This is a genomic window from Pseudomonas artemisiae (assembly GCF_057128685.1).
Genome location: NZ_JBSKHS010000002.1, coordinates 195,079 through 207,571 on the forward strand (window position 1 = coordinate 195,079; position 12,493 = coordinate 207,571).

A 12,493-nucleotide genomic window follows, 5' to 3' on the forward strand; every position below is an offset into this window, starting at 1 on the left:
GGGGGCCACCAGCGGCGTGCGCGAACCGGCTGGGCGTATCGAGCGGATCGGCCTTATCGGCCCAGGTCAAACCACTCACTGCTCATCAGGGTTTGGCGGGCCTTGGCCTGCCAGCCACCGGTTTCCGTGCGCCGAAAGATCACCGTAAGCGAGCCCTCCGGACGCTGCTGAGGTGGGATCAATACCGTATACCTGCCCGGCAGCAGGCTTGGCCGCACCTCCAGTACGCTGTCATCGATGCGCAGGTAATACTTGCCGTCGATCTGGGCAGGCCGCCCGGCGGTCACCCCTGCCGGTGGTTCGGCCAGCCGGATTTGCTCAAGCAGCGCGGGGATGTCCGGGGTTACCCCGCGCCAGCGGATTTCATCTACCGCTTCCCAGTCGCCGGCCTGGTTACGCCGCACGATGGGCTTGTACATCGCTTGGGGCATGCGAGCATCCACTACCCGCCAATGTTCGCCATCATTGAGCACCTCGTACTGGCGCCCGTCGCGATCAGTGATGAAATAGCCCGAGCTACCGGCTTTGTCTTTGCGCCCTTCATAAACGCCTTCGGCGTATTCCGTGGTCAGTCGGTAGCGCAAATAATTGCGCTCATGCTTGAGCGCATAATGAGTGTGCAATGGAATCGGCGCGCCCAGGGGAATCCTTCGCGCCAGCGTGCCGAATAGCGGGCTTGTGATGAGGGACACCGAGGCTTCATACAGGTTTGCGTAGCCGTCGAAAGCGTGTAGAAGCACGACGTTGGCGGGCTCTTCGCCGATAGCGCTCCAGGCCTGGAGAAATGACCAGATCGCCCGACTGAGGGAGAGCACGCCGCCAATCCGCCCCGGCAGTACCATGCAGATGATCTCGGTAAGGGTGATCGCCAGTTCCGCGAAAGCCTGGAGGTTAAGTTCTCGGTTCGAGGCGCTCATGGCGTCCGCGTTGGCCATGACCAGGCGTGTTTCAGAGCGGTAGGCGTTGTCGAAGAAATCATGTCTGATCAGCCGGGCCTTGACCAAGGTGGCCAGGGCCGGTGTGCCCAATAGTTTGCCGATAGATTCCCGTTCGGCCAGGGCCACGCGCTGGAGGATGTAATCCTTGAACGCCGCCTGGTTGAGCCATTCCATGGTCATGGCCTGGCGGCTGGAGAACCAGCGCCAGCTTTGTCGGGAGGGGCTTTCCGGCGTATATAGCAGCACAGGCTGCATACTGGAAGGGGCATTGGGGCCGAACAGGTAGACCCCGTCCAGGGGGGTATTTCGGATCAGCAACTGCCACACACCTACGGGCCTGCCATTAACCGGCGCGCGCGTGGCCTGCGCTGGTTGCGCCAAGACGTTTTCGATCCACTGCCAGCCATCGTCGCCAGGGCCCAGTTGGCCGCGGTGACCAGCCTTTAGCGTTTCCACGCGCAGCTTGGCGCGTAGCACCCTGGCATGATGTTCACGCCGCCATTCGGCTTCTGGGCCATAACGCAGGCGCCCCAGCAAATAACGCCCGTAGCTGCCGCCCACATTGGCCCGGCGTATCAGCTTGCGCGCCTTGCTGGCGCCAAAGCCAGGGATGGGGTCGCCCTTGAGGTCTCGCACTTTGGCGGTAAGCAAATAGTCCCAGTCCAGTGGCGATATGTTTTCGATGGCCAGTTGCACCAGGGTGCGAGTTTTGGTGTTGAGTTCGATGGTGGGCGTGCTGTGTGCTGGCGCGCGAGCAGCCACCGAGCTGCTGGGGTTGAGCGGGTTCACGATAGGGCCGCTTGACAGCGCCGAGGTGACCGTCACCAGAATATGCTCCGGTGCCAGGAGGATGCCCTGGCCTCGCAGCAGTCGGGTGAGTTCTTCATGGGCGTACTGCCGTAGCCACACCCGATTGGCGAACTGGCGAGACAAGGGAAGCCCAGGGGCAATGGCGCTGGCGGTGGCCAGCCCCAGTTCCCGCATGGCGATGATCAGCTCCAGCCGTTGTGCCTGGGACAGGCCTACCATCCAGGTCGGCATGTCCCGCTCCAGCAGGTGGACGTAGCGGGTAAGGCGCGGACCATCACTGGAAACCAGGCCATAGAGCGCGGCCGCGCGGGCAAGGGTATCGCTGGCGGCGTCCAGGTCTCTTAGATCGAAGTGCGTCTTGGCCTGTTCCCAGGCCTGGGTGACGGTGGCTTGCTGGCGCCGCTCCAGGCTGGTTTGCAAGAAGTCGAACAGTTTGCCCGGTATCGGCTCGAAGGTAAGGCCGTCACAGCGCAGGGAGGCCTCCTGCCGCTGTGGGTCCAGCGCGGCCAGCAAGGCGGCGCCCTGGCGGTCGTCTTCCAGCCGTTCGGCAAGCTCCTGATACAGGGCCGATAGCGAATCGAAGCTCTCCAAGCCATGGGTCAGCGTGCTGAGCAGTACAGGGGCCGATGACGCCTGGCGAGGGTCTTTGTCGGAGAAGACAAAAGCGCCGGGCAGTATCCAGCGGGCCCCCTCACTGTAGAGCGTTACGGCGCCCTGCCAAGGGTGCTCGGCGCTGGAGGACCCGCTGCCGGTAAGCTGGGTAACCAGCGACCAGGCCGCTTCTGGCAAGGTGCCGTCCGTGTGGCGCAAGCGCGCCTGCGCCAGCATGTGTTCGACACAGAGGTTCTTCAGCCATTGACGCGCGGGCTGCCGGTCCAGGGTGGTGAACGCCCAGAACCGTTTGAGGGCATCGAGGTGCAATTGCAACAGGTCGTTTCCCGTTTGCGTGAGAAAGCGCCGAGCCCAACGATTTTCCTGCTCGGTCACAGGCTCGAAGCCGTCGGCGGTCAGCCGCAGGACCGGTGCTTCCGGAAGCGGCTCCCCCAGGGCCACGGCACAGATACGATGAGTCAGCGGCGCTTCGTCCAGGTACAGCTGGTCCAGCGGCACGGCGCCAAGAGGGCTGGGCATGGCGTCGCGGTAGCGTTCCTCGATGGTGGACAGTAACGTGGGCATTTGTCGTAAGCCCTGCTTGAGCGCGGTGTCCAGGGTGTTGAGGTAGGACAGCGGATCGATTTCAGCCATGGGCGGGCTCCTTACAAAAGCCCACAGCCTGAGGCCCGCGGCAAGCAGCTGGGCGTGCATAGGTATTGAGCTGCCGATGGTTGGGTTATACTCGCGCGCTTTCGATTAACAGCAATGTCGCGCTCACGTATGCGCGTATTGAGTAACCAGAGGCTCTGACCCTTGGCATTGACGATTCTCGGGCTGTCCGGCGCCCTTAGCCACGACCCCTCCGCTGCGTTGTACATCGACGGCAAGCTGATCGCTGCCGCTGAAGAAGAGCGCTTCGTGCGGGACAAGCATGCCAAGAACCGCATGCCCTACGAATCGGCGAAGTTCTGCCTCGAACAGGCCGGTATCACGCCCGCGGACGTCGACGTGGTGGCCATTCCATTTGCGCCCATCAGCCTGTTTGGCAAGGCCCGTTGGCATTACGCCAAGCGCTACTGGTATGCACCGGATCGAGCCCTCGACGCCATCCTGATGGGCAACCGCCGTTACAAGCGCTACCGCAAAAAAATCGTCTGGTGCCTGGAGCAGTTGGGCTTCGACCCCAAAAAGGTGAAGATCGAGCCGGTAGAGCACCACTTGGCCCACGCCTCCAGCGCCTATCACTGCTCCGGCTTCACCGAAAAAACCGCCATTCTCGGCATCGACGGCAAGGGCGAGTACGCCACCACCTTCTTTGGCTACGGTGAAAACGGCAAGATCCACACGCTCAAGGAGTTCTTCGACCCTGACTCCCTGGGCGGCCTGTACGGCGCGATCACCGAGTTTTTGGGGTTCGAAATGCTCGACGGTGAGTTCAAGGTCATGGGCATGGCGCCGTACGGCGATGCCAGCAAATATGACTTCTCCCGCTTGGCCAGCTTCGAAAATGGCGAACTGGTGATCAACACTGATTACGCTAACGTGATCGGGCTGCGCCGCTACAAAGAGAAGGGCAAGGGCTTTTACTTCTCGCCCAAGCTGATCGAGTGGCTGGGGCCCAAGCGTGAAGGAGATATCGCCGACGAGCCGTACATCCACTACGCCGCCAGCATGCAGGCGCTGTTTGAAAAGCTCGCCTTGCAGATGATTGATCATTACCTGGGCGACGTGCTCAAGGAGACCGGCAAGCTGGCGTTCGCTGGCGGTTGCGCCCTGAACGTCAAGCTCAACCAGAAGATCATCGCCCGCCCGGATGTAAAAGAGCTGTTCGTGCAGCCGGCCTCGGGCGACGCCGGTACCGCCGTGGGCGCCGCGGCCTATGTGTCCCATGCCCGCGGCGTGCCGGTGGAGAAAATGGAGCACGTGTACCTGGGGCCGTCCTATACCAACGAAGACGTGATCGCCGCCTGTGCGCGCCACCCTAGCAAGCCTGCCTGGCAGCAGATTGAAAACATGCCCGAGCGGATCGCCCAGATCATGGTCGAAGGCAACCCGGTGGCCTGGTTCCAGGGCCGCATGGAGTTCGGCCCACGCGCCCTGGGTGGGCGCTCGATCATCGGCTGCCCAAGCGTGCCGGGGGTGGCAGACCGTATCAACCACCAAATCAAGTTCCGCGAGCGCTGGCGCCCATTCTGCCCGTCCATGCTCGATACCGTGGCGCCGCAGATGATCAAGGTCGACCACCCGGCGCCCTTCATGACCTTCACCTTCGAAGTGGCCGAGGAATGGAAAAGCCGCGTGCCGGAAGTGGTGCATGAGGACGGCACGTCACGCGCCCAAGTGCTTAAGCGTGAGTACAACCCGCGCTACTACGACATGATGAAAGCCCTGGAAGGCCTCACCGGTAACGGCGTGTCGCTCAACACCTCGCTCAACCGCCGCGGCGAACCCATGATCTGCTCGCCTACCGATGCCTTGAACATGTTCTTTGGGTCGGACCTGCAATACCTGATCATGGAGGATATCTTGGTGGTGAAGTCTGCGGAGCGGGAATGAGCTCGGGCACTATCTTGATCAGCGTGGTTATACCTACCTACAACTACGCTCACTACCTGCCGCGTGCACTAGGCTCAGTAACCTCGCAGCTTGAGGCTGATGTCGAAGTCATTGTGGTAGACGACGGGTCGGTGGATGGAACGGCTGAGCTGCTCGAAGAATATGCCAACCGTTGGCCATCCCTACGTGTTGTTAACCAAGCCAACGCGGGCGCCGCGGCGGCAAGGAATACCGGCATCCGCGTGGCACGTGGAGAATACGTGTTGCCTTTGGATGCGGACGATGAATTAACACCAGGCGCGTTGCAGGCCTTCCGGCGCGCGCTAATCGCCCAACCTGTGCTTGACCTTGTTCTTGGCGCGCACTTATCGGTCACTTCGGATAAGCGAGAAAAGCTAAGGCTTGCCACTCCAATTCCCCAGAAGCCTGCGAGGAGCCTGATCCGGCAATACCTGCTGCAAAAGCGGATAGTGATGTGCCACAGCTGCATGCTGGTTCGCCGTACGTTGTTGATAGCACGCCCGTATCCTGAAAACCTCAAGGCGGGGGAAGATATCCCGGTATTTGCGTATCTGCTGGTAAACGGGCGTATCGCTACGATAAGCGAGCCCATCGCACGTATTCACAAGCACTGTGACAGTCTACGCAATTTGCGTGATGACGAAGCCTCGGCCATGACAATCGTAAAAGAGGTATTTGCCAGCTTGCCCCCGGCATGCCAAGGGTTACAACCCCGTTATAAGGCCCAGCGCTACCTTTCGCTGTTTCGTAATTCGGTGTTGGCAAGAGACTGGAATGCAGCCAAGCGCTTCTATTGGCTGGCCTTCACTTACAGCCCAAGCCAAGCCCTGCGTTGGGGCTACTTGCGCAAGCTACCCAGGATGCTCCTCAAGGGCTGAGCTTGGCCACTTAGCTCAATAGCGCACCGAGGCGAGACATCAATAGCGAGCTGTTGGTAGTGGAGTCCATTTCCGCCTCATATCCTTCCAGAAATGGCCGAGCGCCGGCTGCCACCAGCCACTGTACGTCCTTTGTATAGCGCAGCATGTGCTGGAAATTACGCAACCGCTTGGCTATGGATAAGGCATTGCGTTGACACGTCATGTCAGCGATATCTATGAGGCCAAGCTGCTGGGCAGGTGTGACCACCACGTTACCCAAGTGCAGTGAGCGAAAATACACCCCTTTGGCATGAAGCCTGGCTATGAAGGCACCCAACTCACGGCGCAACCCGGATTCGTGTGCGTTGCTGAAGACTTGTCGAACCGTTTGGCCTGGCAAGGGTTGGTAATGGACCGCGTCTCGCTTTATCGAACGAATGCGATACACCGCAAGGACTTCAGGGCAAGGAATGTGGCGCTGGCGCAATGCTTGAGCATTGCCAGCAAAGCGTTTGGCGTACGGAAACAGCAATGCAGAACTTATCAAGCGCTTGCGTCTGAAGAACTTCAACATGCTGCCGTCCGCCAGTATCAGCACCTTATCGCCTGAGCCGTCGGCCTCTATGACCCGCGCGCCTTCACGTAGGGCGAGATAGGCTAAGTGATTGAGCGCTTGCATCGATGCTCCTCGAAAAGGGGTCGAACATCTTACCTGAGTTGTCTGCGCTTGGCCCGCTGGCTTCATTCATGAGGCAGGGGGATTGTGCTAGAGTGGCCCTTTTTCGTGCACGGAACACCATGAGCAATCCGCCCCCTCAGCCTCAGTCGACCCTGAAAATCTATCTACGCCTGCTCACCTATGTACGGCCTTATATAGGGCTATTTTTGCTGAGCATTTTGGGGTTTCTGATTTTTGCCTCTACCCAGCCTATGTTGGCGTATATCCTCAAATACTTCGTAGATGGCCTTTCCAATCCTGAGGCGTCCCTGTTCCCTGGCAACCCATGGTTAGGGGACCTGCAACTGCTTCAGGCTGTCCCGTTGATGATCGTTGTCATCGCCATATGGCAAGGTGCTGGGTCGTATATAGGTAACTTCTTTCTGGCACGCGTATCGCTTGGCCTAATACAGGACTTGCGCATCGTATTGTTCAACAAACTGCTTGAGTTGCCGAATCGATATTTCGACAATCACAACTCGGGGCACCTTATTTCTCGCATCACGTTTAACGTTACGATGGTGACGGGCGCGGCCACAGACGCTATCAAGGTAGTAATCCGGGAAGGCATGACGGTTATTTTCCTTTTCATTTCGCTGTTGTGGATGAATTGGAAACTTACCTTGGTAATGCTTGCGATATTGCCGCTGATCGCAGTAATGGTGAGCAGCACCAGCAAAAAATTCCGCAAGCAAAGCAAAAAGGTCCAGGATGCCATGGGTGATGTTACCCATGTGACCTCCGAGACCATTCAGGGTTATCGCGTAGTGCGTAGCTTCGGCGGCGAGACCTATGAGCAGGCCCGCTTCCAGCGGGCCACCCAGAGCAACACTGACCGTCAACTCAAGATGACCAAGACGGGTGCCGTGTATACGCCTATGCTGCAATTGGTCACCTATTCAGGCATGGCAATCGTCATGTTTCTGGTCCTTTACCTGCGCGGCGATTCGTCCGCCGGCGATCTCGTTGCCTATATCACCATGGCTGGGCTGTTGCCAAAGCCCATCCGCCAGCTTTCGGAAGTCAGCTCCACTATCCAAAAAGGCGTAGCAGGGGCCGAGAGCATTTTCGAACAATTAGACGAAATGCCAGAGGTGGACAAGGGTACCGTGGAAGTGGCGCGTGTCACTGGCCGATTGGAAGTGCGGGACTTAAGTTTCATTTATCCAGGTACGGACAAGCGAGTGCTCGATGGCATTAGCTTTGTGGCGGAAGCTGGCCAAATGGTTGCATTGGTTGGCCGTTCAGGAAGTGGCAAGTCTACCCTTGCCAGCCTGGTGCCTAGGTTCTACCAACACAGTGAAGGCCAAATACTGCTCGATGACGTAGAAATCCAGGACTACACCTTGCGCAATTTGCGCCATCACACTGCTTTAGTAACTCAGGCCGTGACCCTGTTCAACGATACCGTAACCAATAACATTGCCTATGGAGATCTAGCAGGGGCGCCTATTGAAGAGGTGAGGCGCGCCGCTGCCGCTGCCTATGCAGATGAGTTCATCGACCGCATGCCAGAGGGTTACCAAACCTTGGTAGGGGAAAACGGGGTACTGCTGTCCGGTGGGCAACGTCAACGCTTGGCCATTGCTCGAGCCTTGCTGAAGAACGCACCGTTGCTGATTCTCGATGAGGCCACGTCAGCCCTGGACACCGAGTCTGAGCGCCACATTCAATCCGCGCTCGATGAAGTGATGAAGAACCGTACCACGTTGGTAATCGCTCATCGACTGTCCACTATTGAAAAAGCGGATCTGATCCTGGTCATGGACCAAGGGCGGATTGTGGAGCGCGGCACACATGCCGAGTTGCTTGCCATGAACGGTTACTATGCGCGCCTTCACGCTCGCCAATTCGAGAAAGCTAACGTGACTGAAGCCCAATCGGAAGGCGACCCGTGCTAAGGGCGTTGCGATGGTGGAGGGAGCGTGATTGGGAAGAAATCGATGCCCTGACTTACGAAGGGCTATGGCAACGTTTCGGCGGCAGCGTGGCTACTCACCCAGCCGTTGTGCAGCGACTTTCAGCTTTAGCGGGTATCGAGCCACGCTACCTGGGCTACCGGGTAAATGATGTGCTGGTCGCGGGTATTGCATGTTGGGGGCGTTACCTGGCCTTGAGCAAAGAGGTACTTAAACAGCAGCGCAAGCGTGGAATCTTTGACCTCGGAAACGCAGAGGTGATTTTGCCTATTGCCCCTGGAACCCAGGTCCCTGTTCGACAGCAAGTGAGGTATGTGTCTGCCCTCAATGAAGCTACCGTGAGTACCCTGCGGCCTCAAACCGAAACCCTGGCCATGGCCCGAGCACCCGAAGATTACTCGAAAAAGTTTCGTTACAACCAACGGCGTGAACTGCGATTGCTTGAAGAAGCCGGTGGCGAGGTTCGTCCAGTCCAGGCACTTACCTCTAAAGAAATGGCCGCCGTCTATGCGGACTTGTTCCAACGCCGATGGGGTGCGGCAGCGCCAGGTGTCGATCATCTTGTAGACGTGTTCGGATCACTGCGTGAGTTCATGACCGGTTCGGTAATTTTCCTCGATGCAGCGCCTATTGCGGTTCAGGTTCTTTATAGGGTAGAGAGCCCTGAATGGGTATCTGTTGAATATATCAACGGTGGGGTAGACCCCCAAAGCCGAGCATTCAGCCCAGGTAGCGTGCTGAGCTTTTTAAATACGCAGCAAGAATGGGATTACGCCCGAGGCCTAGGGAGAACCTTGCGTTATTCTTTTGGCCGCGGGGATCGCGAATACAAGGATCGCTGGTGCCATGGGGTACCGGTGTTCGAGACCTAAACCATGGCTGAGCGCAAACAACGGCTGTTGAAGGCTTACCGTAGGCGCAAACGCATGGCGCTATTGGCCTTCGTTGCAGTAACCCTGGGGCTAGGCGTATTGACAAGTCCATGGGTGGCGATAGTTTTCGTTGCCTTCTGCTGGGTGGCCCACGAGGCTTGGTTTGCCGATCATTTGTTTTATAGCCCCACTGACGATTATCACTATGCCTTTCCTGATCAGGTGCAACCGTATGTCGTGCACTTGGCGCAGGAAGGCCAAGTTGTGATTGAGGGGCTATTGCCACCCGGTGAGACGCTGATTCTGGAAGTGCACGTGCGCTGCCGCTGGTTAGGCTGGTTACTCGACCCTGGAGTAATTGTTGGCGATGATCGCCAAGACTTCGAGCGAGGCGTAGGTGGCGTTCGTTATCTCAACCTCTCTGGGCAACGCGAAACTTTGGAGGACGGTCGCCTGCGGGTGAAAGGCCGCCATTGCAGGTTGCATGGGCAGGCCCGGCTGTTCGTGATGAGCAGCCCCGATTTTACCGACCTGCGCATGATGATCATCGCGCCCCACGCTGACGATGCCGAGCTGGCTGCGTTCGGACAGTACCAGCGGTGCCCGGATGTCAGTATCGTTACGCTGACCCAGGGGGAGATCGAAGCACACGCGTACGAAGCCCTGGGCTTGTCATCTGAGCAAGCCGCGCAGCTCAAAGGGCGGCTGCGTACATGGGACAGCTTGGCTGCGCCACTATGGGGCGGCGTAGCGCAAACCCACTGCGTGCAGTTGGGTTACTACTGCTTGCAACTGCCGAAAATGGCTGCTGACCCACGGCTGGTATTCGGATCGATGGCATCCGGCGAGTCCGATATACGCTCGGTACGCAAGCACAACCCGCTCAGCCTTCCAGGCGACGAAAATGGTGAGCCGAACTGGGTCAATCTGGTTGCTGACCTGGTAGCGCTGTTGGAGCATTATCGTCCTGAGGTCGTCCTAACTCCCCATCCAGCGCTCGACCCTCATGCAGACCATATAGCCAGTACTCAGGCACTGGCTGAGGCTATAAGGGCCAGTACGTGGAAACCTAGTTATGCCCTTTATTATGCGAACCATCTGCATGACAACGACCGATGGCCCATGGGGCCCGCGGGTAATGGCATAGCACTACCCCCTGTTATCGAAGCCATGCCCGCTTATGCCCTATGGAGCCCGCTTTTGCCTCCCGCGACGCAGCTCGATAAAGCCATGGCCTTGCGCATGCAACACGACCTCCAGGGACCTCTGCCCTGGAAGCGGCGTGCCCGGCGCTTGATCCAACGGTACCTTGTTGGCCGTGAATGGCCGCAAACGGGAGAGGATGAGTTTTTCCGCAAGGCGGTCAGGCGCCACGAGCTGTTCTGGGTCCATCCACTGTAGCGGCGCAATCAGGCAGGCGATGCCCCTGTGCTAGACTCCGCAGCCGTTTGCGCCGCTCCGCAGTGGCCTGTTTCTGTGAGATAAGGAATTGACCATGAAAGTCATGCTTTTGGTAATGGACGAACAGCGTGTTATCTTGGATCGCCTGTACGAAATCCTTCAGCAACATTGCCAAGACTGCACTATTCATCGGCTCAATAAACAGCAGCAGATGAACTTGGGTGCTTTTCTAGCCTCGGTCAATTACCACGCTTTTGATCGTATAGTGATGTTTTTCCGGGTTAAGCGGATCGCACGCCAAGTCGGTGTCCTCAAGTGCATTCCTGGGCTAGTATTTATCGAGCACGACGCCTATCAGAATTACATGGTAGGCAGCAAGTACAAGGGCACTTATTCTCGCTTGTACCACCAGTTGCCTTGGTGTCGCGCCTTGGTTTCAGGCGCGGTTGTAGCGCGCAAGCTGCAGGAAGAAAACATCGATGCGGTATTCGTATCCAAAGGCTATGACGAGCAGATGCTTCATAACCTGAACCAGCCGCGTGATATACCGGTGGGCTTCCTCGGTAGCCTCAAAAGCACCGAGTACGCTCAGCGTAAGGCCCTGCTTACAGCACTGGCCGCACGTACAGGAATGCTGGTCACACGCACCGCATCCGGCGACGAATATTTGCAAATGCTCAATCGTATCGAAATCTTCGTGAGTGCCGACCTCGGCATGGGCGAATTTATGATCAAAAACTTCGAGGCCATGGCGTGCGGTTGCGTTCTTCTGGCCTGGAGCCAAGGTGAAGAAGATCGCCTGCTAGGGTTCGAAGACATGCATAACGTGGTGTTCTACAGCTCCGAAGACGATGCCATTGCCAAATTGAAACTTCTTCAAGAAAACCCAGCGCTCGCCCAGCGAATTGCCCGTAATGGTCAGGCTTTCGCAGAAAGCCGCTATGCGTTTTCGAAAGTAGGTCAGGACTTGGCACATGAGGTAGAGCGCGAAATGCGCCCTTGGTCGCCGCCCTCGGCGTTGTTACGGGCATGGGTAAAGGTGCGCTATGGGATGAAGGTGCCGCCGTTGTCATGAGTGATCAACCCCGAAACCCAGATGAACTGGACCTGACGGTATTACCCGGAGGGGAACAGGACATCATTTCTGCATTGCCACCTGCGCTTGCGGCTTGCTTAGCGCGGGCTAGGCGGGTCGTATTCATCGCTAACAACCCGGCAATCAGCGCCCTTGACATAGACACGTTGCAGTTGAGCGAGGCTGATATCGTGGTCTCATTCAATACGTGCATAAAATACGATCTTCTTCAGAGGACCCCCGTCAACGTTTTCGTTCATGGCTTTAACGCGCCAGACCAATATTTTTTTGGCCTGCCATATCGACTGGAAATACAGCAGTTTTTTCATCACCATGGTCATCGTTGTTTTACCCTGTTGGTAGGTTGCGCCGCGCCCATGTCCGCTGTCCCAGGTGTAATGCTGTTGCGCGAGCGAATTCCTTTGCCAGCGTTATGGAATTACCCGGTACAGCGGCCCAACGGCAAACGTTTCGTGGGCCCTTCTACGGGATTCAATGCCATGGTGTTGCTGAGCGCTTTGCGACAACGGCTTGGGTATGACTATCAGCTGTTCGCCCTGGGGTTTTCCAACGAAGCAGGAAAGCTCTGGGGCGGTCATGCCTGGAATTATGAGCGAGAATGGTTGCTGCGCTCTGATGTACATTCAATAGCTTTGAAAGCGGCTCAGAAGGGTACGTTTTTCGCGTGGTTGAAGAAGCTTATTCGTAGTCGCTAAGCGTAGGTAGCGG

Annotated in this window: 9 protein-coding genes; 7 read left to right on the plus strand and 2 right to left on the minus strand. The window is 57.7% G+C overall.

The window, feature by feature from the left end; translation table 11 throughout:
* Positions 1 to 53: 53 nt before the first annotated feature.
* Positions 54 to 2,993, minus strand: a complete 2,940-nt coding sequence (locus tag ACWKV4_RS03555) for a dermonecrotic toxin domain-containing protein (protein WP_483831071.1) — start codon at positions 2,991 to 2,993, stop codon at positions 54 to 56.
* 162 nt (positions 2,994 to 3,155) lie between these two features.
* Here ACWKV4_RS03555 and ACWKV4_RS03560 point away from each other — a divergent pair, with 162 nt between their 5' ends.
* Positions 3,156 to 4,898: a carbamoyltransferase family protein gene (locus ACWKV4_RS03560; protein ID WP_483831070.1), complete on the plus strand. Its 1,743-nt coding sequence runs from the start codon at positions 3,156 to 3,158 to the stop codon at positions 4,896 to 4,898.
* Positions 4,895 to 5,797 (plus strand): glycosyltransferase family 2 protein, encoded by a 903-nt coding sequence (locus ACWKV4_RS03565; protein ID WP_483831069.1) that lies wholly within the window; start codon positions 4,895 to 4,897, stop codon positions 5,795 to 5,797. The genes ACWKV4_RS03560 and ACWKV4_RS03565 overlap by 4 nt, the downstream gene beginning before the upstream one ends.
* Positions 5,798 to 5,807: 10 nt before the next feature.
* Here ACWKV4_RS03565 and ACWKV4_RS03570 read toward each other — a convergent pair whose 3' ends face one another.
* On the minus strand, positions 5,808 to 6,458 hold the full coding sequence (locus ACWKV4_RS03570) for a BUD32 family EKC/KEOPS complex subunit (protein WP_483831068.1): 651 nt from the start codon (positions 6,456 to 6,458) through the stop codon (positions 5,808 to 5,810).
* A gap of 119 nt (positions 6,459 to 6,577) precedes the next feature.
* On the opposite strand from ACWKV4_RS03570, the gene msbA reads away from it, so the two are divergent.
* From msbA to ACWKV4_RS03595, 5 genes are all read left to right on the plus strand, one after another.
* Positions 6,578 to 8,398 carry a lipid A export permease/ATP-binding protein MsbA gene (msbA, locus tag ACWKV4_RS03575; protein ID WP_483831067.1) on the plus strand — a complete coding sequence of 607 codons (1,821 nt, stop codon included), beginning with the start codon at positions 6,578 to 6,580 and terminating at the stop codon, positions 8,396 to 8,398.
* Positions 8,392 to 9,288: a GNAT family N-acetyltransferase gene (locus ACWKV4_RS03580; protein WP_483831066.1), complete on the plus strand. Its 897-nt coding sequence runs from the start codon at positions 8,392 to 8,394 to the stop codon at positions 9,286 to 9,288. The genes msbA and ACWKV4_RS03580 overlap by 7 nt, the downstream gene beginning before the upstream one ends.
* A gap of 3 nt (positions 9,289 to 9,291) precedes the next feature.
* The gene (locus tag ACWKV4_RS03585; protein WP_483831065.1) at positions 9,292 to 10,689 is read left to right on the plus strand and encodes a PIG-L deacetylase family protein; all 1,398 of its coding nucleotides are present in this window, start codon (positions 9,292 to 9,294) and stop codon (positions 10,687 to 10,689) included.
* A gap of 94 nt (positions 10,690 to 10,783) precedes the next feature.
* A complete protein-coding gene (locus ACWKV4_RS03590) occupies positions 10,784 to 11,764 on the plus strand; it encodes a glycosyltransferase (RefSeq protein ID WP_483831064.1) in 981 nt (326 codons plus the stop codon).
* On the plus strand, positions 11,761 to 12,480 hold the full coding sequence (locus ACWKV4_RS03595; protein WP_483831063.1) for a hypothetical protein: 720 nt from the start codon (positions 11,761 to 11,763) through the stop codon (positions 12,478 to 12,480). Before ACWKV4_RS03590 ends, ACWKV4_RS03595 begins: the two co-directional genes overlap by 4 nt.
* Positions 12,481 to 12,493: the final 13 nt, after the last annotated feature.

Bases quoted from the DNA above. Each gene is read 5' to 3' on its own strand.
- ACWKV4_RS03595 (WP_483831063.1), top strand. From the start codon at position 11,761: ATGAGTGATCAACCCCGAAACCCAGATGAACTGGACCTGACGGTATTA.
- ACWKV4_RS03585 (WP_483831065.1), top strand. From the start codon at position 9,292: ATGGCTGAGCGCAAACAACGGCTGTTGAAGGCTTACCGTAGGCGCAAA.
- ACWKV4_RS03555 (WP_483831071.1), bottom strand. From the start codon at position 2,993: ATGGCTGAAATCGATCCGCTGTCCTACCTCAACACCCTGGACACCGCG.
- ACWKV4_RS03590 (WP_483831064.1), top strand. From the start codon at position 10,784: ATGAAAGTCATGCTTTTGGTAATGGACGAACAGCGTGTTATCTTGGAT.
- ACWKV4_RS03565 (WP_483831069.1), top strand. From the start codon at position 4,895: ATGAGCTCGGGCACTATCTTGATCAGCGTGGTTATACCTACCTACAAC.
- ACWKV4_RS03570 (WP_483831068.1), bottom strand. From the start codon at position 6,458: ATGCAAGCGCTCAATCACTTAGCCTATCTCGCCCTACGTGAAGGCGCG.
- msbA (WP_483831067.1), top strand. From the start codon at position 6,578: ATGAGCAATCCGCCCCCTCAGCCTCAGTCGACCCTGAAAATCTATCTA.